This window comes from Vibrio chagasii (assembly GCF_024347355.1).
In the GTDB taxonomy this organism is placed as follows: domain Bacteria; phylum Pseudomonadota; class Gammaproteobacteria; order Enterobacterales; family Vibrionaceae; genus Vibrio; species Vibrio chagasii.
In genome coordinates, this window is record NZ_AP025465.1 from 1353388 (window position 1) to 1373236 (window position 19849).

Consider the following 19849-nt stretch of genomic DNA (forward strand, 5'->3'; position numbering starts at 1 on the left):
GTGATTAGTGAGATCTGGTTGGTTGGAATGGGGTGTTACTAATAATCTAGAGCAGCGTTGGGTTCATTGCCTAACGCTGCTTGTTTGCATGATTGGCTTAGTCTTCGCCAAGTACGTCAAGTTTGCTCTTGATGAAATCTTTGTGGTCAACGTAGAGCAGTTCAGCAGTTTTTCTGATCACTGAATCTTCAAGTGGATCAATCTCTCCATCGGCATGAGCCACTTCCCACATTGCCTTAATCAGGTCGATTCGCACTGGCTGTGATAGCTCACGCAGTTGGGAGGTGAAATCATACAAAGAAACAGATTGTTCAACTTGCGGCTCAGCTTGTTGTAACAAGGCTTTCGACTCTTCTTCCGTAATGCCCAACAGACGTTGCAGTAAGTTCAACTTCGCTTCTTGTTCTGATTCGTTGATCTCATGGTCTGCGCCTGCGACTTCGCATAACAAACTGGCGATAGCTAAGTTTGGTGAGGCAGTAGGCGTTTTGCCTAAATCAGAGCCTTCGACCAACTGTTTAAATAACGATGTAAGTGAATTAAACATAAGAGCGTTCCAGTAATGGTGAATAATATAACTATTGGGCCTACAGAGTGTGATCGCAAGCCCCTTTACTTAAAACTGACATTACGTATAAGCCAGTAATAAGGAACATATTAGGTTGGCTCTGGAAAACGCGTTACTTTGCCATCGCCGCTTAGGGTGGTGATGGATTGTGGTTTGCCGTCGCTATTTAGCCTTAATTCACCAATCGCGCTGCGGTTCGAAAGGCGATAGAAGGTTTGATTGTCTGGGCTTCGCTTTTCTATTTTTAAACGCTTACGTTTGGTGAAATAGTTAAGCACCGAGCGTGGGCTATACAACAGCCGGTCACATACGTCGCAGAATTTTAGCAATGGCGCAGGGAACTGGTTTTTAATACCGCTGCAGGTAATCTGGTAAATGTTCGGACTGTTGCGGCGATATCTAAGCTTAATGTCGTAAGCAAAGGAGTAGTGTACATCACCAGAAAGTACCACGAAGTTCGTTGGTGTTTTGGTATGAGTAAAGATACTAATCAGCGTGTTGGCACTACCAGGGTGCGCCATCCAGTTCTCAGCATCAATCACCAGTGGCTTACCTACTGTGGTAGCCATCTTTTGCAGCGTTTCAATAAACTTCACGCCAAACATCGGCGCGGCGGAGATAATCACCACTTTATCTTGATGAAGTAACTGATGTTGGAGTTCAACCAATGCTTCCCAGTCCATCAAGCCGGACGGTTTGTTCATCCGAGACTCGGAGCGCCAGCGGCGGGTACGAGTATCCAACACAATCACTTTCGGCGAAGTGTTGATGGTGTAGTGCCACTCTTCAAAGCGATCGAGCATTTCAAGATACTGTTTGTGTCTTGCAGGTTCGAGTTGCCCAATAGGCGCTTCAATAGCTTTTTCGCTCTGATTGGTATTCACCAACTCCGAGAACAGCTCTTTCGTTTGCTCCATAAAATCGTGGTTGAAGTTCTCCGGTGCATTACCCCAACCTTGGCACATCCAATAAGCCGCAAGGCCGTTACCAATGACTTGTGTAGCAAACTGGTTTTGATCCACCGCATGCTCCCAACCAACAGTAAGGTTCCAGTCGTCAGTGACATCATGATCATCGAAGATCATGTACGTTGGAATATGAGCAAATAGACGCTGTACTTGCGGCAGACCGGCAATGAAATCATCGATGATGACACTTTCATCACGCCATTGTTGCTGCTCGGCTGGTGTGAGCTGGCGGCCAGCCTGCATGCAGTTATTCTCGATCAACCGTTCGCGGTTAATGCACTGCCACAAGGTCGGTGACCAAACCAGCAGATACATGGCAATAAATTCAGACAAGGTCACCAAGTGATTTTCACAATCAGTGGAGCTGAAGATGGGTATTCCGCGTTTAGGGAACAACTTATCGAGCAATGAATGTGATGTGTTATGGTGCGGTAGTAAATGATCACGTTGATAGAGGTGATAGTCGCTGTTAAACAGAGCTTCACTGCTATCGATTTTTCCGTCTAATGAATCGGTCGGTAGTGCTTCGCTCACTAATCCAAGTAGCTGAATCACTTGATGAATCGCATCGAGTGTTGGACCGGCAACGTGATCTGCGTAGATCTGGTCGCCGCTCATCATCAGCATATCTGGACGCTCTAATACGGCTTGCTGCTCAACTTTATTATCGGCTGCGACTAGGCTGTCTTTGCTTGGATGATGAGGATTACGACAGGAACCATGCAAGATGTAGTCGGCGCTGGTCGATATTTTAAAGGCTATTCTTGGCGCACCAGTGGTGTCGTGTTGCTCTTGGTACACTAAATGCGGAGCCAACTTGGTTAACGCACCTTGATCAGTCTCTATCTGATATTCCAAAGGCGTGTTGGTTGGAAACTCACCTTTTAATTGAATCAAGCTTACCCAAGCATGTGTGCCGACCTGAATCGATTCGTGTTCGCTCAGTGGTGACCTATAGAAAGGGGCTTCTTGGCCTTGGTTGTATAGCTCTGCATTACCATTGAGTGGTGTGCTCGTAACAACCCAAAGCACAACCTCAGTTTTGGTCGTCTTTCTTAAAATAGGGCCAGCGAGTAAGAAGGGAAGAGAAAATGTCATCGGGCGTTTCAAGTCGATTCCTAAATCTTTGGTGGTTAGTCGTTCAGCGCTTCGGCGTTACATTGTGGAGCGGCCATTTCATGTTCATTGGGTTCAATGTCTGGCTCTGTTGATTCCAGGATTTCGATAACTTCTGAGCTAGAAAGTTCATGTCCCATCAGAAATATTGCTAATAGGGCGTCGGCTTTCGTTTTGGTATCAGAAGGCTCATCCAACACTTGCTCGAGTTTTTCTCGAATCATTGCGATCTCGTGCTCAACAAAGCCACGGCCTTCGCTGTCCCCTTGGTTTTCTTCAGGGGCGTTATCGAATTCAAGAAAGAGCATCTCACCGTCTAACTTTGTGTTGATCAGTCGCTCTGGCAACCATTCCTCACCCATAACGATATCTGGGTCGGAATCATTGGGTAAGTGGTCTATAATGTTTTGTAATTCTGAGACTTTCACAATACTTTCATTTAACCGAGAATATTCTTCATTGTAACGGTCTATTCCGATCAAACCTAAAATTTGTTGGCTACAATGGTCAATAAATGTCTAACCAGTACCACAAAATTTATTACAAAGAGTAATTAAACAAGAATGAAGCGCAAAATTTCACCGAAGCTCATCTCGTATGGGACGATTCTATTAAGTAACGCTTTCTTAGCGAATAGCGTGGCGTGGGCTGCTGAAGAGCAAGAGTGGGGCATTGCGGCAATGTTCCGTACTGCCAGTATCCCGTATGACACGTCTGGTGGTGATAAGACAGTAAGTTCGTTTGTTCCGATGTTGTTCTTTAAAAACGACTACGTGTTCATTGATGGCACGGAAATGGGCGCTTACCTATATCAAACTGAAGATGAAAAATGGTCTTTCAATGCCATATCTCGAATGCGCTTTATTGATATCCCGGCTTCTGCACAGAACGCGATTGAAGGTGATACCGCTGACTATGGTGGACAACTGACATACCAGTTGGACGAACAGTGGGCGGTTGAAACGGAAATCATGAGTGATAGTGAATTCAACCTTCACAGCAATTTGCGTGCGAAAGCGAAGTACGAAACTGGCGATTGGGAGTTCTACCCAAGTGCAACACTGCGCTATAAGAGTGCGGATTTTAACAGTGAGTACTACTCAGCTGCGGGTCAGTCGATCGGTGCAGGTGTAGATTTAAATCTTGGCGTTGAAGCGCGTTACCATGTTATCTCCAACCTTTATCTATTGGGTTCAACCAGTGTGACTCGATTGGATGATAACGCCTACGACTCTTCCATTATCGAAGATCGTTATCAAGGCGAACTTTACCTTGGTTTTGGTTTCTTTAATGACAAAGAGAAAGCGCCTAAGCCTAAGTTAAGCAACGCACCTTATTTACGTGTGGCGCATGGTTGGGCAACGCCGTCGAATATCGGCGACATCATGAAATTCAACACCGAGAAAGACGAGTACAATCACCAACTCACATCATTCTTTTATGGCCACCCTTTGACTGATGAGATCTTTGGTTTGCCGTTGGATATCTACTTAACGCCAGGTATCGCTCACCATTGGAGTTCAGAGGTTCAATCCAGTAGCACGGAATACATCATTGCAATTAAAGCGTACTACACCTTCAACTGGCCAACTCAGTGGCGATTCGGTGTCGCAGAGGGTATGTCTTACATAGATTCGATTACTTATATCGAAGGCTCTGAAATGGATCGTAAGGGCTACACGGCAAGCCACCTGTTAAACTATTTGGACTTCTCATTTGATGTGAACGTCGGTGACCTTATCGGTAAGAATGACCTCAACAATTTATGGTTTGGTTACTCACTGCATCACCGATCGGCGATCTTTGAAAATGCGTCCCAGTTTGGACGTATCAAAGGTGGCAGTAACTACAACACGGTTTACTTCCAATACGAGTTCTAAAGTATTACATCTACTAAAAATGCCGCTCCAAATAGAGCGGCATTTTTTATCATAAAAGAAAAGAGCTAATCACTATTAGTCACTGATAATTAACTATTCTAAAGCCACTTCAACTGAAACCTAATATATGAGTTTATTCTGATTATCTAATATTTCCTGTCTCCTTTTCGGATTTTACTACTATTTGATTATTTAACCTTCTTTCATTACTTGTTAACTTTTTTATATTATTTACAATGACTTATATTATATCGACATCCTGGGTATTTATGGTGTTCTAACTGTGTTTGTTATCTGTTAATCGATTGTTAATCGCTGTGCTGGTCACGTTAATTATTTAATTGCGTCTATATGATGAGCTCGAATTTATATAACAACAACGTCAGCTAGGAAGAATAATGAAAGCATATGTATTTGATGGAAAAGACAGCGCGAAATTGGAAGAACGTCCAATCCCTACAATTGAGAAGCAAAGCGATGTCATCGTAAGAATCGAGAAAACCACAATTTGTGGTACGGATTTACATATATTAAGAAATAACGTTGCGACATTTAAGCCAGGCACAATCATGGGCCATGAAGGGGTTGGTATCGTCGAAGAATGCGGTGAGTTGGTGAGTAACTTTAAGCCAGGCGATCGTGTGATCGTGTCATGTATTACTTCATGTGGTAGCTGCAAAATGTGTCAAGTGTCTAAATTTGGTCAATGTTTAGATGGTGGCTGGCTACTTGGTAATGAAATTGATGGCTGCCAAGCGGAATACGTTCGAGTTCCTTATGGCGATACAAGCCTGCACCTTGTCCCTGACGACATCGATACAGACTCTCTGGTTTTATTGAGCGATATTTTCCCAACGGGTTACGAAGTGGGTGTATTGGATGGTCAGGTTCAGCCGGGTTGCTCTGTTGCCGTTATTGGTTGTGGCCCCGTTGGCCTTGCAGCTCTGATGACCTCTAAGTTCTTCACTCCAAGTGAAATCTATGCAATCGATACTAACCCTCATCGACTGCAAGTGGCTAAAGAGCTAGGTGCAACCCATGCGATCGATAACTCAGATGGCAGCGCCGTACAGCAAATTCTCGACATGACAGACGATGTGGGTGTGGATGTGGTGATTGAAGCTATTGGCATTCCTGCTGGTTGGGATATGTCTCAGAAGTTGGTGTGCCCAGGAGGCAACATTGCGGTGCTTGGTGTTCACGGTAAATCTGCAACGATTAACCTAGAAGACATGTGGAAACGAAACTTCACTATGACAGCTGGCATGGTTCATACCAACACAACGCCAATGTTAATCAAGCAAATTAGAGCGGGTTATCTGGAACCTCAAAAACTGATTAGTCACCAGTTCAATTTAACAGAGTCAGAAGAAGCTTATTCAACATTTATCCATGCTTCAGACCACAAGTCGTTGAAAGTCATCATTTCTAACGATTGTTCATAAACAGCGAATTGTTGAGGTTAGCTTGATTAGTAAACCATTTAAAATACTCGTGATAGGTTTAATCGTGAACCTATCGATCGGTATCCTATATGTATGGGGCGTTTTCAGTGAACCTTTGGCTGAGGCGCTAGGTGTTGATCCTAAGGACGTAGATGGGCCTTACCAGACTTCCGTGTTCGCATTTTCGGTAAGTCTGTTTTTGGCTGGGGTATGGCAAGACAAAATAGGGCCAAGGAAGGTCACAATACTTGGTGTGTTTCTTGTCGGAGCGGGGCTTTTAGCGTCCGGCTATGCCTCAACATTAGCGGAATTGCAGGTTACCTTCGGGTGTATGGTCGGTGCGGGGATGGGCTTTGCTTATGCCTGTATTGGTCCGTGTACTATGAAGTGGTGGCCAGAGAACAGAAAGGGGTTGGTTAGTGGTTTAACCGCTGGTGGGTTTGCGATGGCGGCACTGTATTTGGCTCCGTTATCGACCGTTCTCATCGAACACTATGGCATTTTAGATACGTTCAAGATCCTTGGTGTCGGCTTGCTCTTTATGATCCCGATGGCTTCTCTTCTGGTCAATCCACCCAAAGGGTATGTTTCAGAAATTCCCGGAGGAAAGGCTGCTGAATATGGATCAGACGTAAACATCCAGTGGCTAGATATGCTGAAAACCCCTCAATTTTACCAGATCTGGTTAATGTTCATGGTGTCATCAGCAGCTGGTATCATGCTCATCGGCTCTATTGGCAACGTCAGTAAATCGATAGGATTAACCGCTGAAGAAATTGCGTTAGGTATCATTTTATTAGCGATTTTTAATACCGCAGGGCGAGTGATTGGTGGGGTTGTCTTCGACAGGATAGGGCGTGTTCATACACTGGGCTTAATATTTATGTTGCAAGCGGTCAATATGGTCTTTTTTACAACCATTGAAACGACCATTCCTCTAATGATCGGTATCTCCGCAGGCGCCATGTCTTATGGTGCGTTATTTGGTGTTTTCCCTCCAGTAACAGCGGTGGATTATGGTCTGAAGACGTATGGAACCAACTTTGGAATACTCTATTCAGCATGGGGTGTGTCAGGGTTCTTCGGAGGATTACTCGCTACCGTAGCGGGGACGGCTGAAAATACCTATTTGGCTTACGCTGCTCTGCTGGTTTCGATCACCGTAATGAATTACCTAATGAAGCCGGTCGATAAGTCTGTGCTATTAGAAGACGAAGTTAATCTGGAATATTAAACGCGAGAACGGTGAGGCTCTTATTAAATTCAGAGTCTCTACCGATAACGTGTTTCCACCTAATGTTGGCTTGGGCAATCTAAGCCAACATTTTTAATCGAATCATCGATTGCCTACCAATAATCAGCTTCAGTTTTTAGTATAACAATTGAACACGTTAGTTTGCATTATCCCTTGTTTCAGCAGGCGCTTAGGCAGCTAATATTCCTTGCTTTGTGTTAACTCGTTCCTTTCCTTTATGCTACAATCGCGCGAGTTTATATAAGAGAAAGAATAGGACACGCTGTGACTTCGTCTCCGGAAAAAGCAGATAAAAATAACCATGTAGCGAATACCAACGCGACATCGGACTCTGCTGCTGATCAAGCTAATCAAAAAAAGCAAAACAACAAACAACAAGCACCTAAAGCAAGCGCATCTCAAAATAGCCCAGCCTCTCTTCGTAAGGCCTTAAATGAGTGCATGATGCGCGACCGCTTCCGTCTAAGTAAGCGTATTTCTGGTGCAAGCCGTATTAAGAACGAAAAATCTAAGCATGCTGTTTTCGATGAAATCGCATTAGACATTGCCCAATCGATGATGACGGCAACCCAGCGTGCTGCGCAAAAACCTACCATTGAATACCCAGAAATTCTCCCTGTTAGCCAAAAGCGTGATGATATTGCGAAAGCCATTGAAGAAAACCAAGTGGTTATCGTGGCGGGTGAAACGGGTTCGGGTAAAACCACTCAGCTTCCTAAGATCTGTTCTGAGCTTGGCCGTGGTCGCTTTGGCCTAATTGGTCATACTCAGCCGCGTCGTCTTGCTGCGCGTTCGGTTGCGAACCGTATTGCCGAAGAGATGGAAACCCAGTTGGGTGAATTTGTTGGTTATAAGGTTCGATTCAACGACCAGATTTCTGACAACACACAAATCAAACTGATGACCGACGGTATTCTACTGGCGGAGATTCAACACGACCGTTTCTTAAATCAGTACGACACCATCATTATCGATGAAGCGCACGAACGTAGCCTGAACATCGATTTCATCATGGGTTACCTGAAAGAGTTGCTACCAAAGCGTCCTGATCTAAAAGTGATCATCACGTCGGCAACCATCGACCCAGAGCGTTTCTCTAAGCACTTCGACAATGCACCAATCATTGAAGTGTCGGGCCGTACTTACCCTGTAGATACGCGCTACCGTCCATTAGGTGGTGACGACAGCGATTCTGATCGTGACCAAATGGAAGGTATCTTCGAAGCGGTTGATGAGCTGTGTGATGAAGGCTTAGGCGACATCCTGATCTTCATGAATGGTGAGCGTGAAATTCGTGATACTGCGGACGCACTAAGTAAGCGTAATCTGCGTGATACCGAGATTGTACCGTTGTACGCGCGTCTTTCGGCAGGTGAGCAGAACCGTATCTTCCAGTCTCATACTGGTCGACGCATCGTGCTGGCAACCAACGTGGCAGAAACCTCGTTAACGGTTCCGGGCATCAAGTACGTAATCGACCCGGGTACGGCGCGCATTAGCCGCTATAGCTACCGCACCAAAGTACAACGTCTACCGATTGAGCCGATTTCTCAAGCGAGTGCGAACCAGCGTAAAGGTCGTTGTGGTCGTGTTGCTGAAGGTATCTGTATTCGCTTGTACTCTGAAGAAGATTTCGAGTCACGCCCAGAGTTTACCGATCCTGAGATCCTGCGTACCAACCTAGCGTCTGTAATCCTTCAGATGACAGCACTAGGCTTGGGCGATATTCAAGCCTTCCCATTCGTTGAAGCGCCAGATAAGCGCAACATTCAAGATGGTGTAAGGCTGCTCGAAGAGCTAGGTGCGATTGCATCGGGCAAGCCAAGTAATAAGAACAAGAACCAAGGCGACGATACTAAGAAGCTAACGGCAATTGGTCGTAAGCTGTCTAAGCTACCGATCGACCCGCGTTTAGCGCGCATGGTTATCGAAGCGCCAAACAACCGCTGTCTACACGAAGTGATGGTTATTGCGTCTGCGCTTTCAATCCAAGACCCGCGAGAACGTCCATCAGACAAACAGCAATCGTCTGACGACAAGCACAAGCGTTTCTTCGATAAAGACTCAGACTTCATCACTTTTGTGAACCTATGGGACTACATCAAGAAGCAGCAAAAAGCGCTGTCGAGTAACCAGTTCCGTAAACAGTGTAAGCAAGATTACCTGAACTACCTGCGTATTCGTGAGTGGCAAGATGTGTACTTCCAAATTCACCAAGCGATGCGTGAATTGGATACCAAGCTCAACGATGAGCCGGGTAGTTACGATGGCATTCACCAGTCGTTGCTATCAGGTTTGCTTTCTCACATTGGTATGAAAGACCAAGAGAAGAATGAATACCAAGGTGCGCGTAATGCACGCTTCCATATCTTCCCTGCGTCTGGCCTATTTAAGAAGCAGCCTAAGTGGATCATGTCTGCTGAGCTGGTGGAAACCTCAAAACTTTGGGGTCGTGTGATTGCTAAAATTCAGCCTGAGTGGATTGAACCGTTAGCGAAGCACCTAATCAAGCGCAGCTACAGTGAACCACACTGGTCGAAGAAACAAGCGGCGGTAATGGCGCACGAAAAAGTGATGCTTTACGGAATCCCGATTGTTCCTAAACGCCTAGTGAACTATGGCGCGATTGACCCAACCATCAGTCGTGAGTTGTTTGTACGCAGCGCATTGGTTGAAGGCGAGTGGGAAACTAAGCACGCGTTCTTCAAACAGAACCGCAAGCTTCTCCAAGAAGTGGAAGAGCTAGAGCATAAATCCCGTCGTCGTGACATCTTGATCGATGATGATGAACTGTTTGAATTCTACGATCAGCGTGTAGGCGAAGAGGTGGTTTCAGGCCGTCACTTTGATACTTGGTGGAAGAAAACCAGCAAAGAGACCCCAGAGCTACTTAACTTCGAGAAATCGATGCTGTTCCGCGGTGATGCAAGCCACGTTACTGATTTAGACTATCCGAACTTCTGGCACCAAAATGGCCTGAAATTAAAACTGAGTTACCAGTTTGAGCCGGGCGATGACAACGATGGTGTAACGGTTCACATTCCGCTGCCTATCTTGAACCAAATCGACCAGAACGGTTTTGATTGGCAGATCCCAGGCCTACGTCAGGAATTGGTGGTTAGCCTAATCAAGTCACTACCAAAGATGTTACGACGTAACTTTGTGCCTGCGCCAAATTATGCCGATGCGTTCTTGGCTCGTGTGACACCACTTGAAGCGCCGCTACTGGATTCTCTTGAGAAAGAGCTACGCCGCATGACGGGTGTAGAAGTGGTACGAGATGATTGGAAGTTAGACCAGATTCCAGAGCACTTAAAGGTAACATTCCGTGCGGTGGATCATCGCAAACGTAAGTTGAAAGAACACAAAGACTTACATGAACTGAAAGAGAGCCTGAAAGACAAAGTTCAAGAGACGCTTTCTAAAGTTGCGGATGACGATATCGAGCAGCAAAACCTGCATACGTGGAGCTTTGGTGAGTTACCAAAAGTTTACCAACAGAAGCGCGGTGGCTACGATGTAAAAGCCTTCCCAGCGTTGGTGGATACCAAAGACAGCGTAGAGATCAAACTGTTCGAGACGGAACAAGAGCAGATCTCAGCAATGAAATCGGGTCAGCGTCGTTTGATCTTGTTGAACGTGCCGTCGCCAATCAAATACTTGCACTCGAACTTACCGAATAAATCGAAACTTGGCTTGTACTTCAACCCATACGGCAAGGTTCTCGATCTTATCGATGACTGTATCGCTTGTGGTATTGATAAGCTGATCGAAGAGAAGGGCGGTTTGGTTTGGGAACCAGAGCAGTTTGAAGCATTGAAAGAATACGTACGTGCAGAGTTGGGTGATACCGTGGTTGAGATTGCTCAACAGGTAGAAACTATCCTTACTACGGCATTCAGCATCAGCAAGAAGTTGAAGGGGCGTGTTGATCTTTCTATGGCATTTGCACTTTCTGACATAAAAGCTCAGGTAGAAGGTTTGATTTTTAAGGGTTTTGCCACAGAATGTGGATGGAAACGCTTGCCAGATATCCTACGCTATATGAAGGCAATCGAACGCCGCATGGAGAAGCTGCCAATTGACCCTAACAAAGATCGTTTGCATATGATCAAAGTTGAGTCAGTAATGAATGATTACAAAGAGCTGCTGAATAAAATTCCAAAAGGGATCGCGGTACCAGAAAACGTAAAAGAGGTGCGTTGGATGATAGAAGAGCTTCGTGTAAGCTTCTTCGCACAGCAACTCGGTACGCCTTATCCAGTGTCAGATAAGCGTGTTAAAAACGCAATCGATGCTTGCTAAAGGAATAATGCTAGACGCAATGGCAAGGTTTGGGTATAAATCTTGCTTATTGCATTACTAATTGAATAGTTATTACATACAGGGCGACTTGGTGGCAATTTATTACCACTCAAGGCCTGCCACTAGGACGAAAAAGGTCGAATATGAAAAAAACGTTATTGGCACTAGCACTGCTAGGTGCATCTTCAACAGCAATGGCTGATTCTTGGTTGTACGGCGGTGTAATGGGTGGTCAAAACTCATTAGGTAACGAAGAAGAAACAGCAATGGGTATCCATGTGGGTACAGGTATCCTGCCACTTATCGGTGTTGAAGCGGGTTACTGGGATCTAGGCTCTTTCGACAGCGTTAAGTACGGTAACCGTAATCTTACAAACCTAGATGCGAGCACTGCTTACCTAGCAATCAAACCAAGCATCGACTTCGGTCCTCTTCACGTATACGCGAAAGGTGGTCTTCACTCATACGAGCTGAAAGGCGACAACTTCAAGCAAGACGACGTTGATATCATGTACGGCGTAGGCGCAGAATACTTCATCTTTGGTCCTCTATCTGTAGGCGCTAGCTACCAAAACTTCAAAATGAAAGATGACGACTCTGGCGTATTCACGCTAAACGCAACTATTCACCTACTGTAACTACTCAGTAAGGCGATCGTAAATAACGGTTGTTTAGTCGCTAAAGAGTTCGTAAGAATTCATAAAAAATGCCAGCTTAATTGCTGGCATTTTTGTATCTGTTCATTGTGTTTTTCACACTAGAAAGCGAGTGGCTATTTCTTGCTGTTGAGAATCTGTTGGATTCTTGGATTCAGCGCTTTACCGTGTTTGCTTTCGTACTCTTCACGCTTCAAATCGTTCAAGTTCTTCACTGAGTTAGCGGCAAGTAGGAATTGTGGTAATTCCGTTTCAAGCATGCCTTTCTCGTCTAAACGCTTCGCTTCCAAGTAGTACTTTTTAAACAGGCCATCTAGCTTGTTTTCTGCTGTTCGCTTCAAGTCATATAGCTTGTTTTGAATCAGCCATTTCTCAATCTTGTTCGCAGCGGTGCGAGACAATACTCGAATGCGGCTATCCAACAGCTCTTCTTCCGTCAAAGAGTCTTTCAGAATCCAAAGCTCACCCATTTGCGGTGGCCAGCTGTTGCCAAGTTGAATACGTTCATGACAGTGCATTAGCACGCGGTTGAGGCCGTCAGAATCGACAGAGTTAGCAAACTCAATGAACTTACCGCTTGGTTCACTACCGTATTGGTATTCCCACTGAGTCTCGTACACGCTCAAGAAAGAGCCGAACACATGGATACACCAGTCTGTTAGCTCAAGTTCTGCTGGATCTTGGTCTACGACAGGTACTTGTTGATTTGAGCCAGTGTCTGATTCAACAACAGGTACCGATGGCGACGAAGCTGCCGGTAAAACTTCTGGAACGACTGCAGGTGCAGGATCAGAAGGTTGGCTTTTTGCCTTTTTGAATGAGCTGCTGCCTGAAGCGTTCAGATGGGCTAAGCTTTTGTCGATACCCATTTCCTTGAGCTTGTCCTGCATTTCCTGAATATTGAGAGGTCTTCTGCTGTTGTTGTCTTTCATTTTGCTTCTCGTTAACTAACCAGTACTGCAACTTAGATTCGATGCGAGAGATTGGCATGAGTTCATTGGCTTTGGCTTTATACCAGAGGACAAATTTTTTCCATATTAAGCTATGGTCACCAGCAAGGCCGGAGAATTTAAACGCACGTTCTGCCCATGTTGGAATGATCTCTTCATCCAAGTCATGAGTAGAAACCGTGTTGCTGGTCATTGAGCCTCGACTTTGTGGGCGAGGGGCATGTTGCATGTTTTGCATTGGTGCCGGAGCAGGCTGAAACTTAGGTGCAGGTGCAGGTGCAGGTGCAGGTGCAGGTGCAGGTGCCGTAGAGTAGACCGGAATACTATTGACCGGTTGAGCTTCAACGGGCGCCGCAGCTTGCTCTTGCTCAATGAGCAGTTTGAATACGTGGATCTCTTTTTGATCTCGATAGTCTACTTTTACCTTATCGAGAATACCTTGGTCGACTAGGCACTTAAGGCAGTCGGCTAAACCAAACGTAGAGAGAGCACAAAGCTGACTTGCCGATTGCAGGCACACATTAGTGTAACCGGATTCATCCGCACCATCTGCAAGCATCAATAAAACAAGCTTTTCTGCTGGGCTAGAAGTATTCACTTGCCAAGCTAAATAAGAATATTTGGCGCTCAATATCGTGTTCTCAAAAAAGGTAGGTCGTTGACTCTATTGTAAGTCACCCCTTACTGAATTTATAGCAACTTAGCAGAAAACCACATCAGTGAGACAAATATTAACCATAAGGAGAGGTTTGCCCCATAAAGGCAGCATGACACGCCAATTTTTTCGTAGGATGTTCACATACCCATCACACATTTTTGCTATTGATAATTACCTCACCTATTCACCCAGTTATTCACAGATTATATTAAATTTATAAAACATCTTGATATGATCAATAAATGAGCTATTATGACGATAAGTCAAAAATGACGAAGCGTCACAAAATGGTTAACTACATGAATTTACTATTCGTGTTAACATATTGGATAGGAGTGTTTTAAATACTGGCTAAGCTTAAATAATAGTTAAGCTAAAATACGGACTGAGAAATTATGTTTGGCTTTGGTTGTAAAGGCGATAAACAAGGTATCTTTGGTTGCAAAGGCGTGTTGTCTAAAAAGCAGCAGTCTATTGCAGACCGAGAAGTAGAGTTGATGTTGTTGGCGAAAGATCTGGTTCGAGAACAAGGGTTCGGAAACCTAACAATGGACAAGCTAACGGCAGCGAGCTCTTATTCTAAAGGGACAATCTACAATCACTTTTGCAGCAAAGAAGACGTCGTTTTAGCGTTATGTATTCATTCTCTTAAGACAGAAGCAATGATGTTTGCTCGCTCTGGAGAGTTTGAAGGCAACACACGTGAAAAGATCGTCGCACTGCACGTTGCTTACCGAATCTATGCTCGCATGGAACCGGTATTATCAACCTGTGCGATCATGGCAAAAAGCCCGTGGGTACTAGAGAAAGCGTCTAGTGCACGCGTCGCCGAGATGAATGAACTGGAAGAGTTGGTGATTGAACAATGCGACTCTATGGTTAACCAAGCCGTAGAAGCGGGTGACCTAAAGTTCTCTTCTGGTGTTGGTTCTGATGCCATCGTTTTTGCTAACTGGTCAATTGCATTTGGTTCAAATGCCTTGTCACAGAACGCATCGAACAGTCATTGTATTAAGCGGTTACAAGACCCGTATTCAGTATTACACAACGCGAACATGATTCTAGACGGCCTCAATTGGCAGCCCCTCTCTAGCGATTGGGATTACCGCAAAACTTGGCGTCGTGTAGAACAGGAACTGTTCAGTGAAGAGATCGCTTACTTAGAGTCTGTAGGTCGATAGCTTCCAATAAACCCACATATGTGGGTTTATTAATAACCATTTTTGACGATTCGTCACAAACTTGAGATTGACCGACTGTGGTTGCTGTTTTCTTGAGTGTTTGACTAAGAATTGTGTTTTTTGTCAGCTTCGGCTGGCTTTTTATGACACAAATATGACGAATCGTCACAAATGGAGACTGTGATGAAACATGACAGCCAGAAGCCCACGTTCGATCAGCAAAACCGAGATAACCCTAATGCCGATAGTGCAAACGCAGATCTAAACAGTTGGCACTCAATACCTACCAAGCGATCGTTTATCGTTCTGCTGGTGGTGTTTTCAATCATCATTCTCTCTGCATTAGGGGCCAAGAACCTCTACTTTAGAGGGGACTACAACATCTTCTTCGAAGGCACCAACAAGCAGTTGATGGCGTTCGATGAAATCCAAACCACCTTTGCAAAAACCGACAACCTTGCGATTGTTGTCGCACCTGAAGATTGCAATGTCTTCACCCCAGAAACTCTCACCCTGATTCAAAACCTCACGGTCGATGCGTGGCAGATCCCGTATTCAAGCCGTGTGGATTCCCTTGCCAATTATCAGCACACCGAAGCCATTGAAGATGATCTTTTGGTAGAAGACTTGCTGTATGAAGAGTACGAACACACACCAGAGCGCATCGCCAAAGTAAAACAGATCGCCCTCAATGAACCGTTGCTTAAGAATGCCTTAGTGTCGGCCTCTGGCGATGTGACGATTGTTAACGTAACCGTGCAGCTGCCAGAAGTGGATAAAACCGCAGAAGTGCAAGAGGTGATTGCGGCGATCAATGCCATGATCGGTAAGTACCAAGCTCAGTATCCTAATGTCGAGTTCCATAAAGCGGGCATCATTGCCATGAACAATGCGTTTATGACCTCGGCTCAACAAGACAGCTCAACGCTCGTTCCGTTAATGCTGTTGGTGGTACTGGTGTTCCTGACCTTTATGCTGCGCTCGTTCTTTAATGTGGTGGCGACGCTTATTGTGATCATCTCTTCAATTGTTGCCACCATGGGTTTATCCGGTTGGGCAGGGATGTTCTTGAGTACCGCAACCGTGAATGTGCCTACCTTGGTTTTAACTTTGGCGGTAGCCGATTGTGTTCACGTGATTGTGACCATGAGACAAGCGATGCAACGCGGAATGGAGAAAGCACTGGCCATTCAATACAGTATCAAGCTCAACGCGATGCCGATTCTGATTACTTCAGTGACCACTGCGATCGGTTTCTTGATGATGAACATGTCGGACTCTCCAGTGCTGCGTGACTTCGGTAAATTGTCGGCACTGGGTGTACTCATTGCGTGCTTCCTATCTGTGACTATGTTGCCTGCGTTGCTAAAACTGCTGCCAGTCAAACGCCTATCTGCCAATCCTAAAGCGGAAGACCAAATCACTTTTATGCATAAGCTGGGTGATTTTGTCGTCACCAACCGTAAAGCACTGCTGCCGATTTCAACTCTGGTCATTGTTGGCGCTGCCGCGTTAATTCCACTCAACAAAGTGAACGATGAATCGGTGAAGTATTTCGATACCTCAAGCGAATTCAGGCAAGCGGCTGATTTCATGGAAGAGACCGTAAGCGGCATGACCACCATCAGTATTGCGGTTAAGACTAACGAGTCTCAAGCGATTGCCGATCCTGTGTTTTTGCAAGCGATTGGTGACTTTACTGAATGGCTCCGTGTTCAACCAGAAACCGACCATGTGGCAACGCTTTCCGATGTTTACATGCGTTTGAACAAGAACATGCATGGCGACGATGAAAGCTACTACAAGCTGCCGCTTAACCGTGAACTTGCTGCGCAATACCTGCTGCTTTATGAGATGTCTCTGCCGTATGGCTTGGACTTGAATAACCAGATCAACGTCGATAAGTCATCGATCAAAATGGTACTTACCGTCGACAACCTTGGCAGTGTTGAGCTAGTCGAACTCGAAGAGCGCATTTACTCATGGTTTGCTGCCAATGCACCTCAGTATGAAGTGGTCGCGTCTAGCCCATCACTGATGTTTGCTCACATTGGCGAAACTAACATGGCGAGCATGTTATCGACTCTGCCTATCACCTTAGTACTTATCTCTGGCTTGATGATCTTTGCGTTGCGCTCAGTTCGCTTGGGCATGATCAGCCTAGTGCCAAACATTGCACCTGCGATTATTGGCTTTGGTCTATGGGCGCTTATATCTGGTGAAATCAACCTTGGTTTGTCCGTGGTGGTAACGCTCACTCTGGGTATTGTGGTTGATGATGCGGTGCACTTCTTGAGCAAATACCAACGCGCAAGAATTGAAGGGAAATCAGCAGAAGAAGCGGTTCGATACGCCTTCCACACGGTTGGACGAGCATTGTGGATCACCACAGTGGTACTCGTGGCTGGTTTCTCTGTACTGGCGATGTCGAGCTTCAGACTCAACTCCGACATGGGCTTACTCAGCGCGATTGTGATTTTCATTGCGTTGGTGGTCGACTTCATCTTGCTACCAAGCCTACTGATGATCTTCGACAAGCAGACCCACTACTCAGCTAAAACTCAGCACGAATCAAAGCCTGACAACAAGTCGCAGCCTAGCCCAACAGCTGAACTGACGACATCGACCAAATAAGGAAACGTCAGCCTGCTGCGGTGGGCTGACTCAAGGAGATATTTATGAAAAGCGTTAAACAAACATTCGTTACTACATTATTCGCAGTCAGCTCATTGAGCGTCGGTACGTTAACAATAGGCACATTCGCAACTTTCCCAGTATTAGCAGACCCAGCGAAAGGCTTAGAAATTGCCGAGCAACGTAAAGCTGTCGATGTCGGGTGGGGCGACTCTGTCGCGACTATGGAAATGCTACTTCGCAATAAACAGGGTGAAAGCAGCACACGCCTGATGCGATTGAAATCATTAGAAGTGGATAACGATGGCGATAAAGGCTTAACCATTTTTGACGAGCCACGTGATGTAAAAGGCACGGCTTTCCTAAACCATTCGCACATCACCAAATCCGATGACCAGTGGTTGTATCTGCCTGCACTTAAGCGTGTGAAACGCATCTCTTCACGTAACAAATCGGGCCCGTTTATGGGCAGTGAATTTGCGTATGAAGACTTAAGCTCGTTTGAGCTAGAAAAGTACACCTTCAACTATGTTGAAGACGCGAAACTGGAAGGCGTAGACACCTTTGTTTTAGAGCAAGTACCGACCGACAAAAACTCAGGCTACACCATGCAGAAAGTCTGGCTAGACCAACAGCACTATCGCCCAATGAAAGTCGAGTTTTACGACCGTAAAGGCGCACTACTTAAGACGCTATCGTTCCAAGATTACAAACAGTACCTAAACCAATACTGGCGTGCGCACACTATGGCGATGCAAAACCATCAAACAGGTAAAAGCACCGTATTAACCACGACAGATTTAGTGTTCCAGACCGGTCTTAAAGACAAGGATTTCCAAAAGAACACACTAAAACGTGCGAAATAAGGCAGGAATATGAAAAGGATTGTGGCAACAGGAACCCAATTATCCTTAACCTTGGCAGCGACCGTCGGGCTTATGCAGGTGTCGTTGCCTTGTGTGGCGGCAGGCTTTAGCCCTGATATCGCAGGGCAGGTTAACCTTGAACATAGGCAGTTCTTTAGCGACGGTTTACAAGGGCAAGACAAAGGACAAAGCTCACTGGTGTTGCAGCCAGAGTTTTACTGGGAGCAAGAAGAGGGTAATGGCAGCTTTACCTTTACCCCGTTTTATCGTCTAGACAGCGAAGACGATGAACGAACTCATGGTGATATTCGTGAAGCCTTGTATCTCACTTACTGGGACGACTACGAACTGCGGGCGGGTGTTGGAAAGGTATTTTGGGGCGTAACCGAATCGGCGCATTTAGTGGATGTGGTAAACCAGACCGATGCCATTGAATCGGTCGATGGCGAATCCAAGTTAGGTCAGCCTATGGTGCACTTCACCTCGATAAAAGAGTGGGGCACCATCGACGCCATGTTACTGCCGTATTTTCGTGAGCGTACCTTCGCAGGCGAAGACGGTCGATTAAGGCCAACCGTGCCAGTATCGGACGATGCGCTTTACGAATCTTCGCGAGAAGAAAAGCACCTTGATGTGGCATTGCGTTATAGCCAAATGTACGGTGATTGGGATGTCGGTTTAAGTTACTTAGGCGGCACAAACCGCGACCCTTATTACCGTGTGCAAGGCAACCAACTCAAGCCATACTACGCACAAATGCAGCACTTCGGATTGGATGTGCAAGGCATTATTGGCGACTGGTTATGGAAGCTGGAAAGTATTTATCGCGACAGTTACGACAACCACACCGGCGTAGCAACGGGCTTTGAATACACTTGGGTTGGGGCGCTTGAATCGTACTGGGACATCGGCTTCATCGCTGAATACCTGTATGACAGCCGAGGCAACAATGCCCAAACCATCGGCCAAAATGATGTGTTCCTTGGGGCACGTTTCGCTTTGAACGATGAAGACGGCACCGAAGTGCTGACTGGTATCACTCAAGACTTAGATAACAGTGATGTCTACAGTGCCAAGCTAGAAGCTTCTAGTCGCATCAACAACAACCTCAAGTGGCGATTGAACGCATGGCTGTTTGAGAACGAAACCCCAGAGGACTTGCTGTTCTTCGCTCGCAAAGATGATTTTGTCGAAGTTGCGTTGGAGTATTACTTCTAAAGGCTCGATGTTTTAGCTTCAATTCTTTACGTTCAAATTCAGCTTTTCTATGAATAAACCAAGGAGCGATGGCCTTAAACCTCGCTCGTTGGTTTCTTATCTTAGTTCTATCTACTTATTTCGGTTCCATCCTTCCTATCCAAATCCTG

The 19849-nt window shown here is 45.6% G+C and carries 13 protein-coding genes and 2 pseudogenes; 9 read left to right on the forward strand and 6 right to left on the reverse strand.

The genetic code is table 11. The features are described from left to right. Positions 1-97 precede the first annotated feature (97 nt). From OCV52_RS06265 to OCV52_RS06275, 4 genes and pseudogenes are all read right to left on the reverse strand, one after another. Entirely contained in the window at positions 98-547 is a 450-nt protein-coding gene (locus OCV52_RS06265; protein ID WP_008222106.1) for a tellurite resistance TerB family protein, read from the reverse strand. Between the two features lie 110 nt (positions 548-657). Further along, positions 658-1380, reverse strand: a pseudogene (locus OCV52_RS25635) (alkaline phosphatase family protein); the annotation flags it as partial. An 80-nt stretch (positions 1381-1460) separates the two neighbouring features. Beyond that, positions 1461-2646 (reverse strand): annotated as a pseudogene (locus OCV52_RS25640) (alkaline phosphatase family protein); the annotation flags it as partial. 23 nt (positions 2647-2669) lie between these two features. Further along, positions 2670-3134 (reverse strand): VC1380 family protein, encoded by a 465-nt coding sequence (locus OCV52_RS06275; RefSeq protein WP_137407505.1) that lies wholly within the window; start codon positions 3132-3134, stop codon positions 2670-2672. A gap of 81 nt (positions 3135-3215) precedes the next feature. Here OCV52_RS06275 and OCV52_RS06280 point away from each other — a divergent pair, with 81 nt between their 5' ends. The 5 genes from OCV52_RS06280 (at position 3216) to OCV52_RS06300 (ending at position 12175) form a co-directional block, all read left to right on the forward strand. Then, positions 3216-4532, forward strand: coding sequence for a MipA/OmpV family protein (locus tag OCV52_RS06280; RefSeq protein WP_137407504.1), 1317 nt, complete (start codon positions 3216-3218; stop codon positions 4530-4532). Positions 4533-4930: 398 nt separating this feature from the next. Then, positions 4931-5977: an alcohol dehydrogenase catalytic domain-containing protein gene (locus OCV52_RS06285; protein WP_137407503.1), complete on the forward strand. Its 1047-nt coding sequence runs from the start codon at positions 4931-4933 to the stop codon at positions 5975-5977. A gap of 22 nt (positions 5978-5999) precedes the next feature. Next, positions 6000-7211: an L-lactate MFS transporter gene (locus OCV52_RS06290; RefSeq protein WP_137407502.1), complete on the forward strand. Its 1212-nt coding sequence runs from the start codon at positions 6000-6002 to the stop codon at positions 7209-7211. A 462-nt stretch (positions 7212-7673) separates the two neighbouring features. Continuing rightward, positions 7674-11537, forward strand: a complete 3864-nt coding sequence (hrpA, locus tag OCV52_RS06295; protein WP_390903399.1) for an ATP-dependent RNA helicase HrpA — start codon at positions 7674-7676, stop codon at positions 11535-11537. Positions 11538-11680: 143 nt separating this feature from the next. Continuing rightward, positions 11681-12175 carry an outer membrane beta-barrel protein gene (locus OCV52_RS06300; RefSeq protein WP_004741598.1) on the forward strand — a complete coding sequence of 165 codons (495 nt, stop codon included), beginning with the start codon at positions 11681-11683 and terminating at the stop codon, positions 12173-12175. Between the two features lie 134 nt (positions 12176-12309). Here the strand turns inward: OCV52_RS06300 and OCV52_RS06305 are convergent, their stop codons facing one another. Further along, a complete protein-coding gene (locus OCV52_RS06305; protein WP_137407542.1) occupies positions 12310-13062 on the reverse strand; it encodes a hypothetical protein in 753 nt (250 codons plus the stop codon). Beyond that, a complete protein-coding gene (locus OCV52_RS06310) occupies positions 12983-13774 on the reverse strand; it encodes a hypothetical protein (RefSeq protein WP_128161037.1) in 792 nt (263 codons plus the stop codon). The genes OCV52_RS06305 and OCV52_RS06310 overlap by 80 nt, the downstream gene beginning before the upstream one ends. Before the next feature lie 422 nt (positions 13775-14196). Between OCV52_RS06310 and OCV52_RS06315 the strand changes: the two genes are divergently transcribed. The 4 genes from OCV52_RS06315 to OCV52_RS06330 all read left to right on the forward strand — a co-directional run bounded on the left by OCV52_RS06315 (position 14197) and on the right by OCV52_RS06330 (position 19700). Beyond that, positions 14197-14982 carry a TetR/AcrR family transcriptional regulator gene (locus OCV52_RS06315; RefSeq protein WP_004741595.1) on the forward strand — a complete coding sequence of 262 codons (786 nt, stop codon included), beginning with the start codon at positions 14197-14199 and terminating at the stop codon, positions 14980-14982. A gap of 171 nt (positions 14983-15153) precedes the next feature. After that, entirely contained in the window at positions 15154-17616 is a 2463-nt protein-coding gene (locus OCV52_RS06320; protein ID WP_240700677.1) for an efflux RND transporter permease subunit, read from the forward strand. Positions 17617-17660: 44 nt separating this feature from the next. Then, a complete protein-coding gene (locus OCV52_RS06325; protein WP_137407499.1) occupies positions 17661-18482 on the forward strand; it encodes an outer membrane lipoprotein-sorting protein in 822 nt (273 codons plus the stop codon). A 9-nt stretch (positions 18483-18491) separates the two neighbouring features. Next, positions 18492-19700: a hypothetical protein gene (locus OCV52_RS06330; protein WP_137407498.1), complete on the forward strand. Its 1209-nt coding sequence runs from the start codon at positions 18492-18494 to the stop codon at positions 19698-19700. The last annotated feature ends 149 nt before the right edge of the window (positions 19701-19849 follow it).

Coding starts and splice junctions, on each gene's coding strand:
- OCV52_RS06330 (WP_137407498.1), top strand. CDS start 18,492: ATGAAAAGGATTGTGGCAACAGGAACCCAATTATCCTTAACCTTGGCA.
- OCV52_RS06320 (WP_240700677.1), top strand. CDS start 15,154: ATGGAGACTGTGATGAAACATGACAGCCAGAAGCCCACGTTCGATCAG.
- OCV52_RS06265 (WP_008222106.1), bottom strand. CDS start 547: ATGTTTAATTCACTTACATCGTTATTTAAACAGTTGGTCGAAGGCTCT.
- OCV52_RS06325 (WP_137407499.1), top strand. CDS start 17,661: ATGAAAAGCGTTAAACAAACATTCGTTACTACATTATTCGCAGTCAGC.
- OCV52_RS06300 (WP_004741598.1), top strand. CDS start 11,681: ATGAAAAAAACGTTATTGGCACTAGCACTGCTAGGTGCATCTTCAACA.
- OCV52_RS06280 (WP_137407504.1), top strand. CDS start 3,216: ATGAAGCGCAAAATTTCACCGAAGCTCATCTCGTATGGGACGATTCTA.
- OCV52_RS06315 (WP_004741595.1), top strand. CDS start 14,197: ATGTTTGGCTTTGGTTGTAAAGGCGATAAACAAGGTATCTTTGGTTGC.
- OCV52_RS06285 (WP_137407503.1), top strand. CDS start 4,931: ATGAAAGCATATGTATTTGATGGAAAAGACAGCGCGAAATTGGAAGAA.
- hrpA (WP_390903399.1), top strand. CDS start 7,674: ATGATGCGCGACCGCTTCCGTCTAAGTAAGCGTATTTCTGGTGCAAGC.
- OCV52_RS06305 (WP_137407542.1), bottom strand. CDS start 13,062: ATGGGTATCGACAAAAGCTTAGCCCATCTGAACGCTTCAGGCAGCAGC.